Raw genomic sequence first — 24,444 nt, 5'->3', positions numbered from 1 at the left:
ATATATGGGAATTCACATACTCCAGACCCCGCCACAGCACCCGCCGCCACCCCCCCGGGTGCGCCAGTGCTTTCCTCCCCCTCCTCCCCCAACCTGCCCGCCCCCGGGGCGGCGTTCGACGCCGACCTGGCCCGTCTCACGGAGCTGGACCGGCAACGGCTGGCCGATGCCGAATCGGCGGCCCGCTCCGACCTGGGCCTGGGCCGCGCGCTCCCGGTGCTGTGCGCCGCCATCGCGGTGCTCTGCCTGGGCGGCCTCTGGCCACGGATCGACGAGTACCGGGCCGCGCGATGAGCAGGGCGGACCGCTGGGCCCGGGCCTGTCTCGCCCTGCTGCTGGTCGCCCTCTTCGGCCCCACGGCCTGCAGCAGCGGCGGGTCGGGACCTGTGGTCCATGTGCTCGGCACCTGGACCGGCAGCGAGCGGGACTCGTTCCTGGCCATGGTCGCGCCGTTCGAGCAGCGGACCGGGATCAGGGTGGACTACCAGGGCTCCCGGGACTCCGACACCGTGCTGGCCGATCGGGTCGACAACGGGACGCCGCCCGATCTCGCCGTCCTCTCCAGCCCCGGAAAGCTGGTGCAGTACGCCCGGGCCGGCCGGTTGGCCCCGCTCGACGGTGCGCTCGACCTGCCGGGCATGGCCGCGCAGTACGGAGCGAGCTGGGTGCGGTTGGGCGCCGTGGACGGCAAGCAGTACGCCGTGTTCGTCAAGGCCTCGGTGAAGAGCCTCATCTGGTACTCCCCCAAGGCCCTTGCCGCACACGGCTGGACGCCACCCGGCAGCTGGGACCAGCTGAACACCCTGGACCGGCAGATCGCCGGGGCGGGTGTCCCCCCGTGGTGTGTCGGGCTGGAGTCCAGCTCCGCCTCCGGCTGGCCGGGCACCGACTGGCTGGAGGACATCGTCCTCGCCCAGTCCGGGCCGGACGTCTACGACCAGTGGGCGAGCGGCGTGCTCGCCTGGAACTCTCCTGCGATCAAACGGGCCTGGCAGACCTGGGGAGACGTGGTCGCCGCCAAGGGCCTGGTCCGCGGTGACTCCCGCGGCATGCTGCTCACCGACTTCGCCGGCTCGGGCAACTCGCTGTTCGGCCGGCAGCCGGGCTGCTACTTCGAGCACGCGGCGTCCTTCATCACGGACTACTACCAGCAGGGCGACCCGCAGCTCAAGGCCGGCGAGGACTACGACTTCGCCCGGTTCCCGACCATCGACGAAGGGTTCAAGGGCACCGAGGAGGTGGCGGGCGACCTGCTCGGCATGTTCCACGCCACCCCGGCCGCCCAGCAACTCGTCGCCTACCTCACGACGCCCGAGGCGCAGCAGATCTGGGTGGCCCGCGGCGGTGCACTGAGCCCCAACCGCCAGGTGCCCACCACCGTCTACCCGGACGCCCTGTCCCGACGCCTGGGCCAACTGCTGGTCGACGCCCGGGCGGTACGGTTCGACGCCTCCGACCTGATGCCGGACGCGATGCAGAGCGCGTTCTACCGAGCCGTGCTCGCCTACGCCAACGACCCTTCGCAGCTGGACACCCTGCTCACGGACCTGGACCGGGTCCGGGCCACCGTCTACGCCTGACTTTCGGTTGGGGACGGCAACCCGCATCTCGGGCGGCCGCACGTACCCGGCCGCCGGGTAACCGATTAGGTGATCGCCGGCCGGTGCCGTAAGGTCGGTACTACCGACGCGGGGTGGAGCAGCTCGGTAGCTCGCTGGGCTCATAACCCAGAGGTCGCAGGTTCAAATCCTGTCCCCGCTACTTCTGCCACTGGGGCCAACGCACACTGTGCGTCGGCCCCAGTGCTGTTCTCCCCGGTCAGCTCACCGTCGTGGTGCTGAGCGCCTGCGCGGTGGCGGGGTAGCAGGCGGTGGGCACGTCGACGGTGAAGAACGAGACGGGCACGGTCGCCGTGAAGGTGAGCCCCGGGTTCGCGTAGCTCGTACCGGCCACCGAGGTGCTGATGACGCTGCCGGAGGCTCCGGCGGCCAGGTTCAGGGTCAGCGCGGGGAGCGTGAAGGTGCCGCCGCCGTCGACCGACCCGTTCACGGTGAGCACGACGTTGCCGTTGTTCACCGCGACGCTCGCGCTGCCCGAGTAGCCGGAGCCGCCGGTCAGCGACTCGCCGGTCAGCGTGGCGTTCGCGGGGACCGGCACGGTGAGCACGATGTTGCTGATCGACTGGATGCTGTAACCGCCCACCGTGGTGGGCACGGTGAGCGCGTCGGGGGCCAGGGTGACGGTGAACTGGCTGCCGGCCGCGACGGTGGCGGGCGCGGCGGCGTTGACACCGGCGTTGAGGTTGAAGGTCTGTGCCGACCCGATCGGCGGAGTCGCCTGGCAGGCCAGGACGACCGGGGTGTCCGCGGCCGCGGCGGTCGGCGCGAACAGCCCGACCGCGGCCACGCCGCCGGCGAGTACGACCGAGGCACGTCGCAGAGCAGAGGTCATTCCCATGAGGGTTCTCCCGCGAAGCCTGAAGTGGGGGGGTGAGGGTGGGGCGCGCGAGCGTCGGGGCGTGGGGTACCTGAGCCGCCCGGCCACCCGGCGGCCCGGCACAGGCCGGGCGAATTCAGCATGGGCGCGTCAGGGACCCCCAACAATCCTGCTGCGCAAGGTAGTTGCGGCACTTTCCGGCCATTCTCCGGCCTCGCCGCCCACGGGGTGCCGCCGCCGGGCCTCACGGCTGGTCGGCGGCGGCCTCGCGTTCGCGGCGCTGCCGGTGCTCGGTGCGGATGCCGCACCAGGCGGTGCAGGCCAGGCTGGCGGCGATGATTCCTTCGGCCCAGAAGAACGCGAGGTAGTCGATCAGCGATCCGATCGGCGGTGAGCCGGGGGCGGCGTTGCGCATGCCGATCAGGGCGAACAGGCTGGCCGCCATCCAGCCCAGGGAGGGCCAGACCAGGCCCTCGCGCTTGCGGTAGAGCACCTCGGCGGCGCCGAGGACGGCCAGGGCGATGGCCCACATCGCCGCGATCATGAACCAGGCGAGGATGAAGGTGCTGCGGGAGCGGGTGATCTTCGCGTCCAGGGCCACGGCGCCGGTGGCCCCGGCCGTGGCCTGCGGGCGCACGACGAAGAACGGGTCGGTGTCGGTGAGGACCAGGCCGACCGGCACGGGGGTGGCGCCGCTGGTGGCCGTGAAGCCGGCCTCCATGCGGTAGCGGTCGAAGGGGTAGTCGGTGATGGTGCCGTCGTACATCCCGATGTGGACGAGCTGGGGCGCCGCGCTCTCGCCCTCGGCTGCCCGGATGGTCGTCCTGGGTGTGCCGGTGACGGTGATCTCGACGGGTCGGCTGAAGGCCTGGCCGTCGGCGCCGGCGGCGAGCCTGCCGTGCGGTACGGGTGTGATGTAGAGCGTCAGTTGCTGGGCCGCCGGGTCCACGTCCTGGGCGGTGACGTCGAGTTCGATCCAGTCCTGGGCCGAGGGGATCGCCAGTTCGCGGGTCTGCTCCCGGGTGTTGCGCTCGTTGAGGTACAGCCCGATCCCGCTCCCGCACAGGGCGACGACCATCGCCAGGACGACGGCGAACCGCCAGCGGTGGCGAGGAGCGCGGCGCGCAACCGGGCTGGTCGCGCTGGTGTCATCGGTGGTGACCTGCACGGTCGTCCTTCCTGAAGCTGTGGAGTCGGGGCGGCGGCCGACGCGTGCGCGGCGGAGGCCCTGGCGGCCCGCCTCCGTGGGGGGGTGGACGGGCCGCCAGGGGGCACGGAGCCCGCGCTGCGGCGGGCTGGTCCTGGGACCGGGGGTGCCCCCGCATCTTTTACTAGACTGAAAATTCAGTCAAATCCAGAGAGAGCGGTGATCTGCGGCGCAACGGCGCCGAGGGGCCGGGCACCGCACACCGCCGATGAGGCCCTGGCGACGAGGGGCCACGAGTGCGAGCAGGGTCCAGCTGGAGTACGGGTCCGATGGGGCGGCCGTCGCACGTCCCGGCGCCCTTCATCAGCGGACGGGCCGACTCACAGGCTTGACCGATTTTTCAGTCAATGAAAGTGTTGACGGCGAGCTCGAAGTTCACCGGCTCCCGCCTCGGCATCCACGTCGTCAACGGCGCCGTCGTCGCCGCTTCGTTCGGCACCGTCCCGCTCGGCAACCGCTTCGTTCGGCAACGCCTCGTTCGGCGACCGCCGCCTCGACGCCGGCAGCCGCGACAACCAGCGCTACCCCATGACCGGAGAATCCCGTGCCCCACCCTGATCTGTCCCGCCGCACCATCCTGCGCTCCCTCGGCGGCGCGGGCGTCCTCGCCCTCGGCCTGACCGCCTGTTCGGACCTCGACGAACCCGTCGAGGACGCCACGCAGGCCCCGCAGCCGTCCGGGGCGCCGCAGCCGTCCGGGGCCCCGGCGGCGCCCGGCGGACGCCGCTTCGGCGCCGAATGGGAGAAGCACGTCCGCACCGTGATGTCCTGGCCCGCCTCGGAGAACGTCTGGGGCGACCAGCTCCCCGACGTCCGGAAGGACATCGCCGGCCTGGCGCGGACCATCGCCGCCCGCGAACCGGTCGTCCTGATGGCCCGCCCCGAGCAGAGGGACGCCGCGCAGAGCGCGTGCGGCTCCGCCGTCGAGGTCGTCCCCATCGCCGTCGACGACCTGTGGGCCCGCGACACCCTGCCGGTGTTCGTCGAGGAGGGCGGCAAGGTCAAGGGCGTCGACTTCAACTTCAACGGCTGGGGCAACAAGCAGCAGCACGCCAACGACGGCAAGATCGCCCGCACCGTCCTGGCCAAGTACGGCGTCGAACGCATCGAGACGAAGCTGGTCGCCGAAGGCGGCTCCTTCGAGACCGACGGCCAGGGCACCCTGCTGGTCACCGAGAGCTCCGTCGTCAACGGCAACCGCAACCCCGGCATGTCCCGCGACCAGGTCGAGGCCGAGCTCAAGAAGGCCCTCGGCGTCACCACCGTGATCTGGCTGGCCGGCGTCAAGGGCAAGGACATCACCGACGCCCACGTCGACTGCCTCACCCGCTTCGCCGCCCCCGGCGTCGTCCTGCTCGACCAGGCCTTCCCCGGTTCGCCCGCCGACGTCTGGTCCCGCTCCGCCGACCAGGCCCGCGGCGTCTTCAAGGACGCCGTCGACGCCCGCGGCAAGAAGCTCGACGTCATCGAACTCCAGCAGCCCGACCCCGACAAGATCACCGGCCGCGGCGACGCCTTCGTCTCCTCCTACATGAACTTCTACGTCGGCTCCAAGGGCGTCTACCTCCCGAAGTTCGGCGACGACCGCGCCGACGACCGCGCCCAGCAGATCCTCAAGCAGCACTTCCCCGACCGCGAGATCGTCCCCGTCAAGATCGACAACATCGCCGCCGGAGGTGGCGGCATCCACTGCGCCACCCACGACATCCCGGCCGTCGGGTGAACGCGCGGTTCGACTGACACCCGCCGGGGCGTGCGGCCTCCTCGAAGCTCTGCAGAAATCGAACAGTTCTGACTTCGGGCAGCACGGGCCCCTGCCGAGAGTTCGGCAGGGGCCCACGGTGCAGAGACCTGTAGACGGCCGGGACCTGCCGTCGGCCAGTGGCAGGCCGGCCGACATCGGCTACCGTCTGCCGCCGGTCCGACGGCCCGGCCTCACCTCAGGTGTCGGGTGAAGAACTGGGCCGCGGCGGCCCGCACCGAACCCCGGGCAGGTGGAAGGTCGGTCAGCAGCGGCACCGTACGACGGCCGGCAGCGCCTCCAGCTCGACCTCGATCGCCTCCCGGAGCAGGCGTCGTGCGTGCTCCAGCGGCATCGAGCCGGTCAGCCAGCGGGCGCTGAGGCCCTCGATCAGGACGGTGAGGCGTTCGGCGGAGGCCGTGTGGGCCGGCGCCGTGGCCTCGGGGCGGGCGCGGCCGAGCAGGTCCGCGACGTCGTGCACCCAGGCGTGGGTGGCCCGTGCCAGCTCCTCCCGGAGATCGGGCTCGAAGACCGCGCTGGCCCTCAACTCCCCCCAGGCGGTGCTGTTCTCGCGCACGTCCGGGGTGTCCTGGAGTTCCAGGAGCAGGACCTGTTCGAGGTCGCGTCGGGGATCGTCCGAGTACCCCGCCGAGTCCCCCTCGGCGGTGTAGCGGTCCGCCCGGTCGCTGATGAACTCCAGGGTCTTGCGGAGCAGCCCGGCCCGGTCGGTGAAGTGGTAGTACAGCAGCGAGGTGGACACCCCTGCCTCGGCGGCCAGTTCACCCACGCGCAGCCCGCGCACGCCACGCCGCGCGATGACGCGGGTGGCGGCGATGAGTATCTCTGTTCGACGATCCGACACAAGCGATCACCCTACCCGGCCGGGGCCTCTCGTGGAGGAATTCCTGATCAAAGTTTCAGGGCTCAATGACCCTGCGACCAGGCGGGCGACCTCGGATCGGGGCTCACGGCAGGTTCACGGCAGGCTCGGGCCAGGCCGGTGCGACAAGGAAAACCGCGATACCGTACGTATCGGGTATTGACTGAATTTTTAGTTGCAGCCAAGATGTGCGTCACCCCACACCTCCCCGCCCCCGAGGGAGTCCTCTTGGACACGCCCGTTCCCACCCGCCGCAGCCTGCTCAGATTCGGCGCTGCCGCCCTGCCCGCAGCGGCCCTCGGCGCCGCGTTCGCCACCGGCCTCGGCACCTCGGTCGCCGCGGCCGCAGAAACAGCCACGGACACAGCCACAGCCACAGCCACAGCCACAGCCACGGACGCGGCCGCAGACACAGCCACAACGCCGTCCGGCGCCACGCTGCGGATGCCCGCGGAGACCGACCGGCACACCCGCACCTTCATGGCCTGGCCCGCCCTGTCCTCGGTCTGGCGCAGCCAGCTGTCGGGCGTCCGCCGGGACATCGCGAACGTCGCGTACGAGCTCTCGCGCTACGAGCCGGTCGCGGTGCTGGCCCGCCCCGGGCAGGCCGCCGACGCCCGGTACTACTGCGGCTCCGGCGCGTACTACGGCATCGAGGTCCTGGAGATCCCGAACGACGACCTGTGGATCCGGGACTTCGGCCCGACCTTCGTCGTCGCACCCGGCGCCGTCGCCGGGGTGGACACCAACTTCAACGGCTGGGGCAAGCGCGGCACCTCCTACTACCAGCCGTACGCCAACGACGCCGCGGCCGCGGGCACGCTCCTGTCCCAGTACGGGATCGCCCGCGTCCAGGCCCCGTTCGTGGGCGAGGGCGGCTCGCTGGAGACCGACGGGCAGGGCACCCTGCTGGCCACCGAGAGCTCGCTGGTGAACCCCAACCGCAACCCGGGCATGACCCGGGACCAGGTCGAGCAGGCGCTGAGGTCGACGCTCGGCCTGGACAAGGTCATCTGGGTCCCGGGCCTGGCCGGCCAGGACATCACCGACTGCCACATCGACTGCCTGGCCCGCTTCATCTCCCCCGGCCAGGTCATGCTGGACCAGCCCGGCCCGGGCACCGACCCCCGGTGGGTCGAGGTCTACCAGCAGACCAGGCAGGCCCTGCAGAGCGCCACCGACGCCCAGGGCCGCCGGCTGACCATCACGGAGCTGCCCGGCCCCGACCGCAACTCCATCCGGGGGACGGGCAAGGACTTCCTGTCCAGCTACACCAACTACTACACGGCCAACGGCGCCGTCCTCGTCCCGCAGTTCGGCGACGGCTACGCGGACGGGGTCGCCTACGCGATCCTCCAGGCCAAGTACCCCGACCGCACCGTCGTCCAGCTCAACATCGACAACATCGCGAGCGGCGGCGGCGGCATCCACTGCTCCACCCAGTCGCAGCCCGCCGTACCGCCCGCCGGCTGAGCGCGGCTGAGCGCGGCCGAGCCCCCGCCGACCACCTCGGTCGGCCACTCTCGACCCCATCCTGACTGAAAATTAGAACAAGAGAGAAGGATCCGTCATGACGTTCCAGATGCCGGCCGAGTGGACCCCCCACGACGGGTGCCTGATGGCCTGGCCGACCAGGTCGGACCTCTGGGGAGAGACCTTCGAGGAGGCCAAGCGGGAGTACGCCCAGGTCGCCCGGGCGATCGCCGAGTTCGAGCCGGTCACGATGGTCGCGCTGCCGGACCGGGGCGCCGAGGCGCAGGAGCTGTGCGGGGAGGGCGTCGAGGTCGTGGAACTCCCCATCGACGACTCGTGGTTCCGCGACTCCGGGCCGATCTTCGTACTCGGCGAGGACGGCCGGCGGGCCGGTGTGGACTTCCGCTTCAACGCCTGGGGCGGCAAGCACCACCCGTACGACACCGACGACCTGATCGCCGGGCGGCTGCTGGAGCGCCTGGGCGTCGAGCGCATCGACTCCCGGATGATCCTCGAAGGCGGGGCGATCACGGTCGACGGCGAGGGCACGCTGATCACCACCGAGCAGTGCCTGCTGAACCCGAACCGCAACCCGGGGATGAGCAAGGAGGAGATCGAGGCCGAGCTGATCGCGAAGCTCGGCGTCAGCACGATCATCTGGCTGCCGTACGGCGGGCTGCTGGACACCGAGACCGACGGCCACGTGGACGGCGTCTGCGCGTTCGTCGCCCCCGGCAAGGTGATCGTCCAGCTGCCCGCCGACCCCGAGCACCCCGACTACGAGCGCATGCGCGCCAACCACGCCGTCCTGGCGGCCGCCACCGACGCCCGGGGCCGCAGGCTGGAGATCCTCGAAGTCCCGCAGAGCGCCTTCGTCGAGGTCAACGGCACCGACGTCGAGGTCGGCTACCTCAACTTCTACATCGCCAACGGCGGCGTCGTCGTCCCGGTCGCCGACGTCCCGGAGGACGAGGGGGCCCTCGCCGCCATCGCGGCCGCCCTGCCCGGCCGCAAGGTCGTCGGGGTCCGCTCCCGGGTGATCGCCTACGGCGGCGGCGGTGTCCACTGCATCACCCAGCAGGTGCCCACCGCCTGAGCCGCCCGCGCGCACAACCACCCACCCGTCGCCGCGGCCCGGGCAGCGAACCCCCGCTGCCAGGGCCGCCCCCGCCCCCCGCCCGCCGGACCCCCGTTGAGCCTGGAAGAAAGAACCCTCGATGCCACGAAGCCAGCGCCCGGAGCACAGATCCCCGCACCGCCGCTACGCCCTGCCGGCCGCCGCCCTGGCAGCCTTCGCCCTGGTCGCCGCCTGCGCCGGGCCGCCGAAGACCGGTGACGGAGGCAGCGGCGACCAGGCGTACAAGCTGTCCGCCGACACCCCCGCCGCCAAGGGCCAGCTCGACTCGTTCAGTTGGGCCCTGTACGCCGAGCCGCCGACCCTCGACTACATCTCGGCGTTCGACTACCCGCAGAACACCATCCTGTCCAACGTGTGCGAGAGCCTGATGCGGTGGACCCCGCAGCTGACCCTGGCTCCCGGGCTCGCGGCGAAGACCACCAGCCCCGACCCCACCACCTGGGTCTACGACCTGCGGCCCGACGTGCACTTCCACGACGGCGGCGTGCTGACCGCCGACGACGTGGTGTACAGCCTCGGCCGGCAGATGAACCCCGACAACGCGGCGGCCTGGGCCCAGCAGTTCCAGAACGTCAGCACCGTCACCAAGAGCGGCCCGCTCCAGGTCACCGTCAAACTCAAGCAGCCCGACTCGCAGTTCAACCAGTACATGGCCACGGCCGCGGGCGTCGTCGCCTCCAAGGCCGGCATCGAGGCGGCCGGCAAGGACTACGGCACCTCCGGCAGCCTGGACTGCACCGGCCCCTACCAGCTCGGCTCCTGGAACAAGGGCCAGTCCATCCAGCTGCGGCGCTTCGACGGCTACTGGGGCACCAAGGCCAAGTCCGCGAAGGTCGACTTCCGCTTCCTGACCGACCCCTCGGCACGCGTCAACGCCATGATCAGCGGTGAGGCGGACGGCGGCTACCTGATCCCGACCGAGAGCTACGACCGCCTGAGCAAGAGCGGCGTGGGCACCCTCTACTTCGGCGAGGGCCTCAGCACGGTCAACGTCAACGTCACCAACATGAAGGGCGTGCTCGGCGACGTCCGCGTCCGCAAGGCGCTGTCGCTGGCCCTCGACCGCTCCGGCTTCGTGCGCACCGGGCTCGCCGGCGCCGGCAGCGCCACCGGCTCCCTCACCTCCCGCGCGGCCTGGGCCGCGGCGCCGCCGGACGTCAAGAAGGAGGCGTTCGAGGGGCTCACCCCGACCGCCCCGGACATCGACCGGGCCAAGGCCCTGGTCAAGGAGGCCGGCGCCACCGGAAAGACCGTCACGGTCGCGACCAGCTCCATCGGCCAGGACGTCTCGCTGCTGGCCACCGCCGTCCAGTCGGCCGGCGCCAGGATCGGTCTCGACGTCCAGCTCAAGACGATCGCGCCCAACGCCTTCACCGCGCTGTTCACGGACGCGAAGGCGCGCGAGGGCATCGACCTGTTCCCGGAGACGTACTACGACTCCATCACCGACCCGCTGGACCTGCTGGCCAACTTCAAGACCGGCGCCTACCAGAACTTCGCCGGCTACAGCGACCAGGCCTACGACGACCTGGTAGACAAGGCGACCGCCGCCGCCGACCCGGCGGAGCGCTTCACCCTCGAAGCGCAGCTCCAGAGGACCGCGTCCGACCAGCTGCTGTGGATCCCGGTCGCCGAGTGGCCCACCGCCGTGTTCCTCAACAAGAGGATCACCGGCGCCCCGACCACCATCTCCTACATGTACTACCCGTGGGCGGCCGACGTGGGTTCGGCCCAGTGACGTCTCCCGGATCCACCGTGGGGGGGCCGGTCCTCCCGGCCGCCGCCCCGCCCCCGGACGTGAGGGCTTCCACGTGAGTTTCCTGCGCTTCACCGCACGACGGCTGGCCGAGATGGCGGCCACCCTCCTCGGCGCCTCCTTCGTGATCTTCGGCGCGATGTACCTGGCGCCGGGCAACCCGGCCAGCTTCCTGCTCTCGGGCCGCTCCGCCTCCCCCGAGGCACTCAAGGCGATCAACGACCAGTACCACCTGGACGAACCGTTCCTGCTGCAGTACCTGCGCTGGCTCGGCCAGATCGTCCACGGCGACTTCGGCCGCTCCATCACCTACCGCACCGACGTGTCGCGGCTGCTGGCCGACCGGCTGCCCGCCACCCTCCTGCTCGTCACCATGGCCCTGCTCCTGGTCGTCGCCATCGGCGTGCTCCTCGGCTGGATCGGGGCCGTCCGCGGCGGCGCCGTGGACTCGACCATCCTGGTCGCCACCACCGTGGCCGTCGGCACCCCGTCCTTCGTCGCGGCCGTCCTGCTGCAGGGCCTGTTCGCGGTGAAGCTCGGCTGGTTCCCGACCGGCGGCACCGGCGACGGACTCGGCCAGATGCTCTGGCACCTCGCCCTGCCCGCCGTCGCCCTGGCGCTCTACCTGATCGGCATGCTCGCCCGGGTCACCCGCGCCGCGATGCAGGAGGTCCTCGGCCAGGAGCACGTCACCGTGGCCCGCAGCCGGGGCGTCGCCGAGCACGAGGTGATCCGCCGGCACGTGTTCCGCAACGCCCTGGGCACCGTCCTGACCACAGGAGGCCTGATCGTCTCCACCCTGCTGGTGTGCACCGTCCTGGTCGAGTCCGCGTTCAGCGTCGGCGGCATCGGCCAGCTCCTCGAACTGTCCACCACCACCAAGGACTTCCCCACCGTGCAGGCCATCTCCCTGCTCATGGTGGGGCTGTTCATGGCGGTCAACCTCGTCGTCGACCTGCTGCACCCGCTGGTCGACCCCAGGGTCACCCTCGCGCCGAAGAGGTCCGCCGCATGAGCACCACCGTCCTGCGCCGCCCCGGCCTCGCCCGACTGCGCACCGCCCGAGCACCCCTGTACCAACTCTGCCTCGGCCTCGTCGCCGTGGTCGTCCTGGTCGCCGTGCTCGCCTCCTGGCTCGCCCCGTACGACCCGAACGCCGTCGACCTGGGCAACGCCCTCGCCGGCCCCTCCGGCGACCACCTGCTCGGCGTCGACGCCGCCGGCCGCGACACCCTGTCCCGGCTGATGCTCGGCGCCCGCACCTCGCTGCTCGGCCCGCTCGGGGTGGTCGCCTTCTCCACCCTGGCCGGCGTCGCCATCGGCGTCACCGCGGCCTGGCGGGGCGGCTGGCTCGACTCCGTCCTGTCCCGCTCCACCGAACTGGTCTTCGCCTTCCCCGGCATGCTGCTGGCGATCCTGATCGTCGCGGTCTACGGCGAGGGGCTGATCGCCCCGGTGATCGCCCTCGCCATCGCCTACCTGCCCTACGTCAGCCGCCTCAGCCGCTCACTCGTCCTCGCCGAACGCTCCCGCCCCTACGTCGAGGCCTACCGCGTCCAGGGCCATTCCGGGCTCCAGATCTGCCTGCGCCACATCATCCCCGGCATCGCCCCCGTCGTCCTCGCCCAGTCCACCATCAACTTCGGCTACGCCCTGATCGACCTCGCCGGCCTCTCCTTCCTCGGACTCGGCGTCCCGGCGCTCACCCCCGACTGGGGCCGCATGGTCTTCGACGGCCAGACCGCCATCCAGCACGGCTACCCCCTGTCGGCGATCCTGCCCTGCGTCGCCATCGTGCTGACCGTCGTCGCCTTCAACGTCGTCGGCGAACGCTGGGCCGACCAGGTCGCAAGGAGGGACCGTTGAACGTCCTCGACATCCAGGGCCTGCGGCTGCGCCTGCCCGGCACCGCCCGGCCCGTCCTCGACGGCGTCGACCTCACCGTCGACGCCCGCGAGACCGTCGCCCTCGTCGGCGAATCCGGCTCCGGCAAGAGCCTCACCTCCCGCAGCGTCCTCGGGCTGCTGCCGCGCGGCGCCACCACCGAGGGCGTCGTGCGCGTCAACGGCGACGACGTCCTCACCATGAGCCCGGAACAGCTGCGCCGCCTGCGCACCGACACCGCGGCCATGGTCTTCCAGGACCCTCGCGCCTCCATCAACCCGCTCCGGCGCATCGGCGACTTCCTCACCGAGACCAGCCGCCGGGGCCCCGGCGGGGCCGACGCCGCCGCCGGACGGGCCGCGGAGATGCTGGCCGCCGTCGGGCTCCCGGAGACCACGCTCGGCAAGTACCCGGGGCAGCTGTCCGGCGGCATGCTGCAACGCGTCATGATCGCGGGCGCGCTGATGGGCGACCCCGCCCTGATCCTCGCCGACGAGGCCACCACCGCGCTGGACGTCACCACCCAGGCCGAGGTCGTCGCCCTCCTCGGCGACCTGCGCGAACGCTTCGGCACCGCACTGGTCTTCGTCACCCACGACCTCGGACTCGCCGCCGCCATCAGCGACCGCGTCTACGTCATGTACGCGGGGCGGATCGCCGAAACCGGGCCGGCCGCGGCCCTGTTCGAGCGGCCGCGCCACCCGTACACGGCCGCGCTGCTCGCCTCCACCCCCCGCCTGGACTCCCCCCGGGGCAGGCTGGCCGCCATCGGCGGCAGGCCACCGAGCCTGCGCGAGGACCTGACGGGCTGCCCCTTCGCCGCCCGCTGCCCGCTCGCGACCGAGGTGTGCACCGAGCGGGCGCCGGCCCTGCTGCCGCTCGCCGACGAGCCGGCCCGACGGGCCGCCTGCCACCACGGCGACCGCGTCGCGGAGGTGACCGCCGATGCCTAGGAGCACTGCCGACGGCCCCGCCACGCCCGGCCCCAGCACGCCCGGCCCCGCCACGACCAGCCCCGCCACAACCAGCCCCGTCACGACGAGCCCCGGAGGAGAACCAGCGATGCCGAAGACCGTCTTGGAGGCCGTCGGCCTGCACCGCGCCTACGGGAGCGTCCAGGCGGTCGACAACGTCTCCTTCACCCTGGCCGAAGGCGGATCGCTGGGCATCGTCGGCGAGTCCGGGTCGGGCAAGACCACCACCGCCCGGATCGTCGTCGGGCTCGAACGGGCGGACACCGGGCGGGTCCTGGTGCACGGCCGGGACCGCACCGAGCACCGGCGCGGCCGGGCCCACCGGCTGGCCCGCGCCCGCGAGGTCCAGATGGTCTTCCAGGACCCGTACCTGTCCCTCGACCCCCGCACCAGTGTCGGCGCCGCGCTGCGCGAAACGCTCAGGCTGCACTTCCCCGACGCGGACCACCCCCGCCGGATCGCCGAACTCCTCGACCAGGTCGGCCTCGGCGAGCGCGAGGCCGAGGCCCTGCCCCGCCAGCTCTCCGGCGGCCAGCGCCAGCGCGTCGCCATCGCCCGCGCGCTGGCCGTCGAGCCCGCCGTCCTCGTCCTCGACGAGGCGGTGGCCGCCCTCGACGTCTCGGTGCAGGCGCAGATCCTCAACCTGCTCGCCGACATCCGCGAACAGACCGGCATCGGCTACCTGTTCATCACCCACGACCTGGGCGTCGTGCGGTGCGTCACGGACGAGGTGGTCGTGATGCGGCACGGCCGGATCGTCGAGTCCGGCCCCACCGCCGAGGTCCTCGCCCGCCCCCGGCACGCCTACACCCGGCTGCTGCTCGACTCCGTGCCCAGGCCGGGCTGGGACCCGCGGTCCATCGCGGACGCCCGCCGGGCCCTGTAGCCGGGCCCTCCGGACTGTCGGACCCTCCGGACTGCCGGGGTCCCGCGGGGTCGGCGGACTCCACGGGGCCCCGGTGTCGTTCGGCCCGCGGGCGGACGACGGGCGGACGACGGGCGGACGACGCCGGGGCGCAGGGCGTGCTACGCCGTCCCGGCTGGTGCTCCGGCGAGCGCGCGCACCAGCGTCCCCAGCACCGTTGCCGCGTCCACGTTCGAGTCGAGGGACTGGATGGCCGCGAGGCCGTCCACCGCCGCCGCGACCGCCTCGCCCAGGGGTCGCGGGTCGATGCCGCCGCCCCGCTCGTCGGCGAGCACCTGGAAGAGCCGGACGAAGCACGACCGCCAGCGCAGGTACTCCTGCTCCAGACTCCCCCGGACGCGTTCGTCGTTGAGGGCGTGCCAGTGCAGGGCCGCGTGCAGGTGCGACAGGTCCGGGCTCTCGCCCCGGGTCAGCAGGCCGATCACGCGCTCGGCCCGCTCGGCGAAGTCGCCGGGGCCGTCCACCGCTTCCTCCAGCGGGGAGATCCACTCCGGCCGGATGTCCTCGATCACCGCGACGATCAGATCGGTGCGGTCGCGGAAGTGGTAGTGGCACATCCCGTGCGAAACGCCGGACAGCGCGGCGACGTTGCGCGTGGTGAAGCGCCCGGCGCTCTCGCCGGCCAGCAGGGTCCGGGCGGCGGAGACGAGCCGTGACCGGGTCTGCTCCCCCTTGGCCGACGAGCGCGTGCGCCCCTGCGGTACCACGGGGGCCGCCTGAACCTGTTCCTTCTCGCCTGTCGCCATGGCGCAACTCTAGGACGTCTCCGGCCAGGCCCCCGCTCCAGGAATCTTCGTCCGATCCTGCGCAGATAATTGACCGAGCGCTTGGTTAGTTCTACCTTTCGAGTCAATCCCGTTGCCGAGACGGGCAGTTGACCGGAGGACCCGATGAACGATCACGTCCCGAGCAAGTCCGGCCTGGGCAGACCCGGCCTGGGCAGACGACAGTTCCTCACCGCGGCCGGCCTCACCGCAGCCGGCCTGGCCGTGACGTCAGCGACAGGCTCCACCGCCGCCGCGGCCGGCCTCCGCAACTCCCGCGACTCCCGCAGCGAGGGCACCGCGCTGTCGCGTGCGTTCGCCGTCCCGATCGACGGCGCTCGGCACACCCGGACCTGGATGGCCTGGCCCGACAGCACCGCGATCTGGCGCAGCCAGCTCAGCGGCGTCCAGTCGAACATCGCGCTGATCGCCAAGACCATCGCCAAGTACGAGCCGGTCGTCATGTGCGCCAACCCCGCGAGCGCCGCCAAGGCCCGCTCCCTGTGCGGCTCGTCGGTCACCGTGATCACCACGATCCCCGTCGACGACTGCTGGATGCGCGACACCGGCCCGGTCTTCCGCGCCAACGGCCCGGGAGCACTCGACGCCATCGGCCTCAACTTCAACGGCTGGGGAAACCGGCAGACCCACGCCAACGACGCGCTGGTCGCCCAGCGCATCGCCGCCTACGTCGGGGTGCCGTTCACGGCTGCCGGTCTGATCGCCGAAGGCGGCGCCATCGAACAGGACGGCGCCGGCACCCTGATGGCCACCCGCAGCAGCATCGTCAACGACAACCGCAACCCCGGCATGAGCCAGGCGCAGATCGAGGCCGCGATGTGCCAGGCCTACGGTGCGTCCAAGGTCATCTGGTTCACCGGCATCAGGAACCAGGACATCACCGACGACCACGTCGACGCCACCTCGCGCTTCCTCGCACCCGGCGCCGGGCTGGTCCAGATGCCGCTGGCGACCGACAACGACGCGTGGGCGAACGACGCGCGCGAGCAGTACCAGATCCTGTCCGCCGCCACGACGGCCGCAGGCGGTCCGACCGCGGTGACCAAACTCCAGGGCCCGGACTACTACAAGATCCGCTCCACCAACCAGAACTTCGTCGCCTCCTACGCCAACTACTACGCGTGCAACGGCGCCGTGATCTCCGCCCAGTTCGGTGACAGCACGGCCGACGCCGCCGCCCGGGCGACCCTGGCCCGGCTCTTCCCCGGACGCACCGTCGAGCAGCTCAACATCGACTCCCTCGGCGCCGGCGGCGGCGGCATCCACTGCGTCACCCAGCAACAGCCCGCCGTCTGACACACGTCAGCAACACGTGCGTGGCATGCGCGGACGGAGTTTTGAACGATCGGTGCAGGACCCGGCCGGCAGAGGTGCGCAGGAAGAGGTTCTTCACCCTCCACGAACGGGACCGAGCCAGCCGGTCGGGAGGCCCGGGGGAATCTCACCCCCGGGCTCCCGCAGAGTGACGTCAGGCCGATCCTCCGCAGCGTCCCCGGCCCGGTTGTCCGGCCGGTCACCTGCCGATTCGCGTCAGAGCAGCCGCGCTCCCGGCTTGACCTCCCGGTCCGGGGCGATCAGGACCACGTCGCCGCCACCCTCGCCCGGCACCCCGAGGACGAGGACCTCGGACATGAAGTCCGCGACCTGCCGGGGCGGGAGGTTCACCACGGCCATCACCAGGCGGCCTTCGAGGTCGTCGAGCGCGTACAGGTCGGTGATCTGGGCGCTGGACTTCCGAACGCCCAGATCACCGAAGTCGATCCACAGCTTGTACGCGGGTCGGCGGGCGCGCGGGAACGCCTCGGCGCGGACGATCCGGCCCGCACGGATGTCGACGTTCAGGAAGTCGGTGATCGTGATCTCGTCCGCCGCCATCAGACCGCCACCGAGGGAAGCAGTTCGACCGACATCGGCAGGGCGGAATGGCAGGCGAGGGAGTCGTGCGTGTGGGAGATGTGACCCTCCATGGCGGGCTTCCGCGTGAAGAAGATCAGCATGTCCCTGGTGGAGGTCTGCTGCGGGTCGGCGGCGACCACCGGGGAGAGGCTGTGCTTCCGCTCGTGGTCGACGACCAGCATGGTGTCGAGGAAGTGGCGGTGCTGGTACTGGCCCACGACGAGCTCCGGTTCGACCTCGTCCCAGCGGACCGCGTTGATCTGCCGCATGTCGTGGAGGAAGGTGATCGCGCTGTCGGCGGTCATGTTCTCACTGCCGAGCAGGGTGGTCATGGTGTGGTCCACGCCGTCGCTGTGCACCCCTTCGAGGGCGGGCTCGCCGACGAGTTCGGGCGTGGTGACGGTCCGCAGGTTGAACAGGGTGCACACCCAGCCGGGGTAGTCGTAGTCCAGCTTCGGGCGGTGCGCGATCTCCACGTCCTGGACCATGAACGCCTTGAACAGGAGCAGCCCCTGGAAGGCCCGGTTCAGCTGGAGGTCGTCACCGACCTCCGCGAACTCACGCTTCTTTCCGGAGTCATGCCGTACGAAGTCCTCGTCGGCCGACAGCGCGAACGGCTGGAACTCGCCCCGGTCGACCGTCCCGTTCTTCACGTCGAAGTGGAAGCGTCCGTTCTTCGACTGGCGGAAGGGGAGGGTGGGATCGTCCGGCAGGTCGTCACTCACCCGCTGGAGCTGGGCCAGGTCGGCGTCGGTGGCGCCGAGCCCCTTCAGCAAGTCGGCCATGCGCTCTCCGGGGACGAAGGCCGAACGCTGCTCGACGTACTCCTTCTTGATCCGGGTCAACTCGGCTATGACCTGGTCGAAGTCGTTGGTGTTCATAAGATGGATACTCCGTTTCGGTTCAGGGGACGACTCCCCGCGGGACCTCTCGTGTCATTGGCGACGTCCGCCCGGGGTGGAACCGATCGCCTCCGACGAGAAAAACCTATGGGCCGCTGATCAATGATCAGTCAACGATAGATCTACGTGCGCGACATGGCTGATTCAAGGTCTTGACTGTTCCACGAACCCGTAGATCACAGTCAAGTGACGATCAGTCATCCATATGACTTCCTGACGGTCAAGGCCGACCGCAGGGATCCGGCCAGGACCGCTTTCACCCCAACCGGGTTCAAGTAGTTCGGGGAAGTACGGACCGCATCGCCACCGAATACGTGTCGTGAATTTCGGACGCCGTCCGCCTCAGAGGCGTACCAGCGCCTCGCGGGTCAGATCGGCCAGGGCCGGGTAGCCGTCGACCGCCATGAGCAGGTCGGCCTCCGCCAGCAGTGAGCGCAGCACGTGCACGATGCCGTCCTCGCCGCCGAGCGCCAGCCCGTACGCGTACGGGCGGCCCACGCCGACCGCGGTGGCGCCGAGGGCGAGCGCCTTGACCACGTCGGCGCCGCTGCGCACCCCGGAGTCGAAGAGCACCGGCAGACTGCCCGCCGCCTCGACCACGGCGGGCAGCGCGTCCAGGGCGGGCAGGCCTCCGTTGGCCTGGCGGCCGCCGTGGTTGGAGCAGTAGAGGCCGTCGACGCCGCCGTCCCGGGCCCGGCGGACGTCCTCGGGGTGACAGACGCCCTTGAGGATGATCGGCAGGTCGGTGAGCGAGCGCAGCCACGGCAGGTCGTCCCAGGTCAGCGGGTTGCCGAAGATACCGGCCCACTCCAGGATCGCCGCACCCGGATCCTCCTCGGGGGCCTTGGCCAGGCGGGCCCGGAAGACCGGGTCGGTGAAGTAGTTCGCCAGGCAGTGGCCGCGCAGCTGGGGGAAGTTGGACGTCGCGAGGTCGCGCGGACGCCAGCCGGTGATCCAGGTGTCCAGGGTGACCACGATGCCCTGGAAGCCGGCCGCCTCCGCGCGGTGCACCAGGCTGGCGGCGAGGTCGCGGTCGGTCGGGGTGTAGAGCTGGAAGAAGCCGGGCGTGTCACCGAACTCGGCCGCGACCTGCTCCAGCGGGTCGACGGTGAGGGTGGAGGCCACCATCGGCACACCGGTGCGGGCGGCGGCCCTGGCCGCGGCGAGGTCTCCGTGGCCGTCCTGGGCGCAGAGGCCGATCACACCGACCGGCGCCAGGAACAGCGGCGAGGGCAGGGTGTGGCCGAACAGGTCGACGGTCAGGTCGCGACGGGCGGCGCCGACCATCATCCTGGGGTAGAGGCCCCACCGCTCGAAGGCCCGGACGTTGGCGCGCTGGGTGTGCTCGTCCCCCGCGCCGCCGGCCACGTACGACCAGATCGACGGGGGGAGGGCGGCCTGCGCCCCGGCCTCCAGCCCGGCGTACGTCATCGGCAGGGCGGGCAGCACCCCGCGCAGGCCGTCGAAGTAGATCTCGTTCTGGTAGTCACCGAACTGCTGGGCCATGGTTCCCAACCTCCTGCTGGTGTGACGCGGTGTGGTGTCCGTGTGCGTGTGCGTGTGCGTGTGCGGGAGTGACGGAAGTGACAGGAGTGACGGTTGCGTTGATCTGATGTCTACCGACCCCTGCGAGCGTTCGGACGTCTTGCCATAGGTACGTAGGGAGCGTCAACGTGTTTCGAACGATTGTTGTCCGTACGGCTGTTGCCGGTGCGGCCGTGCTGGCGCCGGTGGTGGGCGCTGTTGCCGTGGGCGCGGGGGCCCCCGTGCGGCAGGGCTCGCCGACCGAGCCGTCGGCACAGGCCTGCGGCGGGTCGGCCGACGTGCACTGCCTCTCGGGGCACATCACGTGGAACGGGACCGGTCTCGTCATCCGCTACCGGGGGTGAGGAGTCCGGTCGGCGGTCGCCAGGGCGGCCAGCATCGACGTCACGTCGGCGGCCTCCGGGGCGCTGAGGCGGCTGAGCAGTAGACGCGCCTTCGCCTCCTGATGCCGGGCGGCGTGGTGGTCGCCCCGGGCGGTCATCGCGTGGGCCAACACCAGGTGGGCGAGGGCGCGTTCGCGCTGTCGCCCACCTTCTTCTGCGAGGTCCAGTGCCCGCTCCGCCTGCTGCACGGCCTCGTCGAGCCGTCCGAGCAGGCGCAGGACGTCGGCCAGGCGGCTTCGGGCGGCCGACTCCCGGTTGAGATCGCCGGTGACGCCCGCGCAGCAGATACAGGACTGCAACTGCGCCGCGGCGTCGTCGAGTCGGCCCAGCTCCTGGTAGGCGAGGCCGAGGACGTAGTGCACGTACGCGGTCATCGCGACGTCGGCGGTCCCCCCGGGCTCGGCGAGGATCCGCTGACAGGTCTGCACCGCCGTGGCCGCGTGACCGGTGCGGATGCGGGACAGGGCCGCGTTCGCGGTGCTCGCCACCTCGCCGGACCGGTGGCCGAGCTGCCGGGCGAGCACCACCGCCTCGTCGAAGGCGGCGATCGCCTCCTCGTGCCGGCCCTCTGCCTGGGCGATGAGGCCCAGGTCGTTGAGGGCTTGCCGGAGAACGGCCGGGTCCTCCGCCTCCCGGCAGGCTTCGGCGGCCTGCCGGGCCTGTGCGCCGGCCTCGCCGAGCCGGGCCCGGGCCAGCAGGACCGTGCCGAGGAGGAACCGCGACCGGCCCTCCGCGCAACGGTCGCCGGCCGCGACGGCGGCGGCGATCAGCGTGCGGGTGGCGTCTTCCGCCCGGCCGCCCACGGCGCCGAGGCCGAGCGGGCTGAGGGCGATCAGCAGGTTGACGGCCGCGCGCAGGTCGGTCCCCGCCGAGGGCCGACCGTCGGCGATGACGCGCAGGGTGTCCGTCGCGACGGCGGCCGCGAGCGCCACGGCTCCGGGTGTCTCGGTCCGGGCCCACCGGCGGGCGTCCGCCAGATCCGCGAAGACCGGGGAGACCGGGGAGACCTGAAAGACCGGGGCGATCTTAGCGCGCAAGGAAGCCGGGGCGGCCGGGGGGCGGCCAGGACGGGCGGCCGGCTGCTGGAGCGGCTCGCCGAAGACGTCGGCGACCGGGTCGCCGGGTACGGCGAGGGTGAAGGCCGTGCGGGCGCAGCCGAGCAGATGGGTCAGCAGCCTCTGCTGGGCGCCGGCCCGTTCGTGGTCGCCGGTCCGCAGCGACGCCCGGCGGGCGAAGGCGCGCACCAGGTCGTGGTAGCGGTAGCGCCCGGCGCCCATCGACTCCAGTAGCGCCTGGTCCACCAGCGACTCCGCGAGCCGCTCCGCCTGGTACTCCGCCAGGCCCAGGACTGCGGCCGCCGACGCCAGACCGAGGTCGGGCTCCGCCCAGGAGAGCATCCGGAACGCCGTGGCCAGGGGTGGTGGGAGCAGCCGGTAGCTGAGCTCGAAGACCTGCTCGATCGCCAGGTCGCCCGTGCGGAGGGCGTCGATGCCCTCGCGGTCGTCGGCCAGGCTCCGGACGAGCTCGGCGATCGGCTGGTCCGGGGTGGCGGCGAGCCGGGCCGCGGCGATCCGTACGGCCAGCGGGAGCCGGCCGCAGGCATCGACCAGCATCCTGGCCTGGGGGCCCTGTTCGGACCGGCGTGCCGCGCCGATGACCGAGTCGAGCAGGCCGATCGCCTCGGGCTCGCTGAACACGTCCAGCGCGACGTGCAGGACCGACGGCACGCTGGTGAGCACCGTGCGGCTGGTGACGATGACCGCGCACTCCGACGAGCCGGGCAGCAACGGCTGGATCTGGGCCTCGTCGCGTGCGTTGTCCAGGAGGATGAGCAGCCGTCGTCCCGCGCTGGCGGTCCGGAACAGCGCCGCCCTGCTTTCGAGGTCCTTGGGCACAACTGCCGCCCGCACGCCAAGCGTTGTCAGGAAGTCCGCCAGGATGTCGGACGCGTTCGCGGGCACCAGGTCGGCGCCGCGCAGATCCGCGTACAGCCGGCCGTCCGGGAAGTCCGGGCGCACGGTGTGGGCGGCTCGCACCGCGAGGGTCGTCTTCCCCACCCCGGCCATCCCGGTCACGGTCACCAGTCGCAGTGCGGGGCTGGTCCGTCCGGTCAGTGCTTGTCCGATTCCGGCAATGTGGTCTTGCCGCCCGATGAACTGCGACAGCACCGGGGGGAGTTGGTCCAGGTCTTCGCGGTCGGCCGCACTGTCGGCGCCACAGTCGGCGTCTCGGTCGGCCGCGCTGTCGACCCTGCGGTCGGCCCCGCGGTCGGCCGACTCGGGCGGTAACGGTACGTCTGGGCGTAAGTCCGGCCCAGGTGCACCGGTCCTCGATCGCATGGTGGCATCCACACCGAGATCGTGACACAACTCCGTGAGCACGGGCCCCGGTTCGATCCCCAGCTGCTCCACCAGCCGTAATCGGAGCGCGTCGTAGACCGCACGCGCCTCGGACGTGCGGCCTTGCCGGTGCAGCGCGCGGATGAGCAGTTCCTGTAGGCGCTCGTGGAGCGGGTGGTCACCGGCCAGCTGCTCCAGCTCCGGCAGGTAGCCGGAGGGAACGTCGAGCGCCGCGTCGAGGGCTACGCCAGGGGCTACGTCAAGGGCTACGTCGAGGGCTACGTCGAGGGCGAGGCGCTCCTCCAGGAGGGTGAGGCGCAGCCTCGAAAGCCTTTCCCGCTCGCGGCACATGAGCGGCCCCGGCAGGCCGGCGAGCGGCTCCCCGCGCCACTGGGTCAGGGCTTCTCCCAGTGCGTTCCGGGCGTCCTGCGGCCGCTCGGCGGCGCACGTCCCGGCCAGCTCCTGCAAGCGCTTGACCTGCCACACATCCACGCGGTCCGGCTCGACGGCCAGACGGTAGCCGCCCGTTCGGGAGATCAGCACCGTGGGCGCCGTGCGCAAGGGCTCCAGCAGATTCCGCAGCTGCCACACGTAGGTGCGCAAGGTGGTGTCGGGCGCACCGGGCGGCTGGTCTCCCCAGAGGTCGGCGATCAGCTCGTCGACCGTCACGACCGTGTTCGGGCGCAGCAGCAGGGCGGCCAGCACCGACCGCTGCTGCGGGCCGCCGAGGTGCAGGTCCGTGCTGGCGCGCCGGACCCGCAGCGTGCCGAGCAACGCGAAGCTCAGCGAATCCTGATCATGATCTGGACGCACGTGTTCCCCTCATCCGGTTGGCCGGGTGCCGAACCGGCCATCAGCCTCTGCCTGGTGTTCCGATTGTCGGTGAACGGACCCGCGTTCTCCCTGCGGGCCCAGGCATACTGTGTCAACTCTGACCCTGCAAAGGCGGGTTGCCGTGAGGGCGCGCCGACTCCACCACATGAGGACGTACAGGGTCAGGCTGCCGATCAGGCCGGCGCCCACGCCCTTCGCCGCGTCGGACAGCACCCCTTCGATCACGGCGCCCAGCGGGAGCCCGTCGGTCGCCGCCTCCGGGCCGGCGAGCCACCGCCAGGCGTGGGCGACGGCTCCGACGACCGCGACCAGGGCCATGGCGAGGAGGACGGGGCGCCGGAGCGCGCTGCCGGGCTTCGTGCGGCCCTCACCGGCGAGGAGGCGGGCCCGCCTCGGCCACACGTACACCGCGATGGTGGCCAGCCCGCCGATCGTGCTCGCGTGCTGCAACGCCCGCGCCCAGGTGAGGCTGCCCACCAGCGTGGAGTTGAGCCAGGGCGTACGGGTGACCACGAAGCCGTCGAAGTGGGTGAAGGCGTCCCAGACCAGGTGCGTGGCGATGCCGATCAGGGCGGACAGCACGATCCACCCGGCTCGCCGCGCCGGCGCGCCGGCAGTGCGGAGCCGCCGCGACGAAGTGACGGGCGTCGGCACCGGCAGCAGGGACGCCAGCGGGCGATGGCCTGCGCGGAGCAGCGCCCACAGGGCGAGGGCGTACGGCAGGGCGACGGTGACGGCGCCCGGGGCGCTGTGCGAGGTCGTGGCGTTGACGAAGGGTTCGTACCAGGACTGCGCGCTGACGGGCAGTCCCGTGGTGACGACGAAGTAGGGCAGGTCCGGTGCGACGGCTCCGGCGACCAGCGCGGCCCGGCTGAAGGGCCTCCGCAGCAACGGCAGTACAGCCGCGGGGTGGGCCAGGGTGAACGGCATGAGCATCCTCTCGCGCAGACCCCAATAGTCCGTCGAACGGAATGCTACGTCAAACGGACTAATGGCCTCTGGCGGACGCGCCGCGCCATCCCTTGCTGTCCGTACGGGCCGAAGCGCGCAGGTTCCGAGATTCCTGGACGAGATCGCACTCGAACCCGCGTGGGCTACCGCGGTTGGCTCGGCATCCGACCCTGCTCCGGATCCTCGACACGGCCGCCACCGACGAGGGCCCGTTCCTGCGGGTGCTGTTCCTCAAGCCGCGGCCCCGACACCGTGGAACGACGGCTGTGCGCGGCGGCCCGGGCCGTGTGAGCGGTCCGCGCCGGCTCGGACGGCGGCGGTACGGCGAGGGGTCCCACCGGCCGGTGGGACCCCTGCGCGTGGGTGGGTCAGCCCGCTGCCCCCGCCGTCGGCCG

The 24,444-nt window shown here is 71.7% G+C and carries 20 protein-coding genes and 1 tRNA gene; 12 read left to right on the top strand and 9 right to left on the bottom strand.

Translation table 11 applies throughout. The annotated features are described in order from the left end of the window. Positions 1 to 66 precede the first annotated feature (66 nt). The 3 genes from ACFVX9_RS36995 (at position 67) to ACFVX9_RS36985 (ending at position 1,761) form a co-directional block, all read left to right on the top strand. Positions 67 to 294: a hypothetical protein gene (locus ACFVX9_RS36995; RefSeq protein ID WP_387986321.1), complete on the top strand. Its 228-nt coding sequence runs from the start codon at positions 67 to 69 to the stop codon at positions 292 to 294. Then, on the top strand, positions 291 to 1,580 hold the full coding sequence (locus ACFVX9_RS36990; protein ID WP_380380732.1) for an ABC transporter substrate-binding protein: 1,290 nt from the start codon (positions 291 to 293) through the stop codon (positions 1,578 to 1,580). The genes ACFVX9_RS36995 and ACFVX9_RS36990 overlap by 4 nt, the downstream gene beginning before the upstream one ends. 107 nt (positions 1,581 to 1,687) lie before the next feature. After that, positions 1,688 to 1,761 (top strand) — tRNA-Met (locus tag ACFVX9_RS36985). A gap of 57 nt (positions 1,762 to 1,818) precedes the next feature. Here the strand turns inward: ACFVX9_RS36985 and ACFVX9_RS36980 are convergent. Together ACFVX9_RS36980 and ACFVX9_RS36975 are read right to left on the bottom strand one after the other, a co-directional pair. Further along, on the bottom strand, positions 1,819 to 2,451 hold the full coding sequence (locus tag ACFVX9_RS36980; protein ID WP_380485799.1) for a cyclase: 633 nt from the start codon (positions 2,449 to 2,451) through the stop codon (positions 1,819 to 1,821). A gap of 229 nt (positions 2,452 to 2,680) precedes the next feature. Next, positions 2,681 to 3,604: a DUF4436 family protein gene (locus tag ACFVX9_RS36975; protein ID WP_380380736.1), complete on the bottom strand. Its 924-nt coding sequence runs from the start codon at positions 3,602 to 3,604 to the stop codon at positions 2,681 to 2,683. A 583-nt stretch (positions 3,605 to 4,187) separates the two neighbouring features. Here ACFVX9_RS36975 and ACFVX9_RS36970 point away from each other — a divergent pair. Beyond that, entirely contained in the window at positions 4,188 to 5,366 is a 1,179-nt protein-coding gene (locus tag ACFVX9_RS36970) for an agmatine/peptidylarginine deiminase (protein ID WP_387986316.1), read from the top strand. Positions 5,367 to 5,649: 283 nt separating this feature from the next. Here the strand turns inward: ACFVX9_RS36970 and ACFVX9_RS36965 are convergent, their stop codons facing one another. Next, entirely contained in the window at positions 5,650 to 6,246 is a 597-nt protein-coding gene (locus ACFVX9_RS36965; RefSeq protein ID WP_063352386.1) for a TetR/AcrR family transcriptional regulator, read from the bottom strand. Positions 6,247 to 6,492: 246 nt separating this feature from the next. Here ACFVX9_RS36965 and ACFVX9_RS36960 point away from each other — a divergent pair, with 246 nt between their 5' ends. The 7 genes from ACFVX9_RS36960 to ACFVX9_RS36930 all read left to right on the top strand — a co-directional run bounded on the left by ACFVX9_RS36960 (position 6,493) and on the right by ACFVX9_RS36930 (position 14,375). Further along, positions 6,493 to 7,737, top strand: a complete 1,245-nt coding sequence (locus ACFVX9_RS36960) for an agmatine/peptidylarginine deiminase (protein ID WP_387986312.1) — start codon at positions 6,493 to 6,495, stop codon at positions 7,735 to 7,737. Positions 7,738 to 7,834: 97 nt separating this feature from the next. Then, complete coding sequence (locus ACFVX9_RS36955; RefSeq protein WP_244293819.1) at positions 7,835 to 8,833, top strand: agmatine/peptidylarginine deiminase; 999 nt, start codon at positions 7,835 to 7,837, stop codon at positions 8,831 to 8,833. Between the two features lie 121 nt (positions 8,834 to 8,954). Beyond that, complete coding sequence (locus tag ACFVX9_RS36950) at positions 8,955 to 10,613, top strand: ABC transporter substrate-binding protein (RefSeq protein WP_063352388.1); 1,659 nt, start codon at positions 8,955 to 8,957, stop codon at positions 10,611 to 10,613. 73 nt (positions 10,614 to 10,686) lie between these two features. Then, positions 10,687 to 11,646, top strand: a complete 960-nt coding sequence (locus ACFVX9_RS36945; RefSeq protein WP_079136532.1) for an ABC transporter permease — start codon at positions 10,687 to 10,689, stop codon at positions 11,644 to 11,646. Next, positions 11,643 to 12,497 carry an ABC transporter permease gene (locus tag ACFVX9_RS36940; protein ID WP_387986307.1) on the top strand — a complete coding sequence of 285 codons (855 nt, stop codon included), beginning with the start codon at positions 11,643 to 11,645 and terminating at the stop codon, positions 12,495 to 12,497. The genes ACFVX9_RS36945 and ACFVX9_RS36940 overlap by 4 nt, the downstream gene beginning before the upstream one ends. Next, entirely contained in the window at positions 12,494 to 13,468 is a 975-nt protein-coding gene (locus ACFVX9_RS36935) for an ABC transporter ATP-binding protein (protein ID WP_387986304.1), read from the top strand. The genes ACFVX9_RS36940 and ACFVX9_RS36935 overlap by 4 nt, the downstream gene beginning before the upstream one ends. A 109-nt stretch (positions 13,469 to 13,577) precedes the next feature. Beyond that, positions 13,578 to 14,375, top strand: a complete 798-nt coding sequence (locus tag ACFVX9_RS36930) for an ABC transporter ATP-binding protein (RefSeq protein ID WP_363375673.1) — start codon at positions 13,578 to 13,580, stop codon at positions 14,373 to 14,375. Between the two features lie 140 nt (positions 14,376 to 14,515). Here ACFVX9_RS36930 and ACFVX9_RS36925 read toward each other — a convergent pair whose 3' ends face one another. Beyond that, complete coding sequence (locus tag ACFVX9_RS36925; RefSeq protein ID WP_380379047.1) at positions 14,516 to 15,160, bottom strand: TetR/AcrR family transcriptional regulator; 645 nt, start codon at positions 15,158 to 15,160, stop codon at positions 14,516 to 14,518. 144 nt (positions 15,161 to 15,304) lie between these two features. On the opposite strand from ACFVX9_RS36925, the gene ACFVX9_RS36920 reads away from it, so the two are divergent. Further along, positions 15,305 to 16,495, top strand: a complete 1,191-nt coding sequence (locus ACFVX9_RS36920) for an agmatine/peptidylarginine deiminase (RefSeq protein WP_387986300.1) — start codon at positions 15,305 to 15,307, stop codon at positions 16,493 to 16,495. Positions 16,496 to 16,729: 234 nt separating this feature from the next. Here the strand turns inward: ACFVX9_RS36920 and ACFVX9_RS36915 are convergent, their stop codons facing one another. From ACFVX9_RS36915 to ACFVX9_RS36895, 5 genes are all read right to left on the bottom strand, one after another. Beyond that, positions 16,730 to 17,074: a tRNA-binding protein gene (locus ACFVX9_RS36915; RefSeq protein ID WP_063352396.1), complete on the bottom strand. Its 345-nt coding sequence runs from the start codon at positions 17,072 to 17,074 to the stop codon at positions 16,730 to 16,732. Beyond that, on the bottom strand, positions 17,074 to 17,976 hold the full coding sequence (locus ACFVX9_RS36910; RefSeq protein WP_380485786.1) for a 2OG-Fe dioxygenase family protein: 903 nt from the start codon (positions 17,974 to 17,976) through the stop codon (positions 17,074 to 17,076). The genes ACFVX9_RS36915 and ACFVX9_RS36910 overlap by 1 nt, the downstream gene beginning before the upstream one ends. A 363-nt stretch (positions 17,977 to 18,339) precedes the next feature. Next, a complete protein-coding gene (locus tag ACFVX9_RS36905) occupies positions 18,340 to 19,503 on the bottom strand; it encodes an alpha-hydroxy-acid oxidizing protein (protein WP_380379051.1) in 1,164 nt (387 codons plus the stop codon). 370 nt (positions 19,504 to 19,873) lie between these two features. Then, entirely contained in the window at positions 19,874 to 23,077 is a 3,204-nt protein-coding gene (locus ACFVX9_RS36900) for a BTAD domain-containing putative transcriptional regulator (RefSeq protein WP_387986295.1), read from the bottom strand. A 9-nt stretch (positions 23,078 to 23,086) separates the two neighbouring features. Then, a complete protein-coding gene (locus ACFVX9_RS36895) occupies positions 23,087 to 24,028 on the bottom strand; it encodes a DUF4184 family protein (RefSeq protein WP_387986292.1) in 942 nt (313 codons plus the stop codon). Positions 24,029 to 24,444 lie beyond the last annotated feature (416 nt).

This window comes from Kitasatospora sp. NPDC058243 (assembly GCF_042882025.1).
GTDB lineage: Bacteria > Actinomycetota > Actinomycetes > Streptomycetales > Streptomycetaceae > Kitasatospora.
The sequence above is the reverse complement of the archived record's forward strand: the minus strand, read 5'-3'. Positions and strand labels throughout refer to the sequence as shown.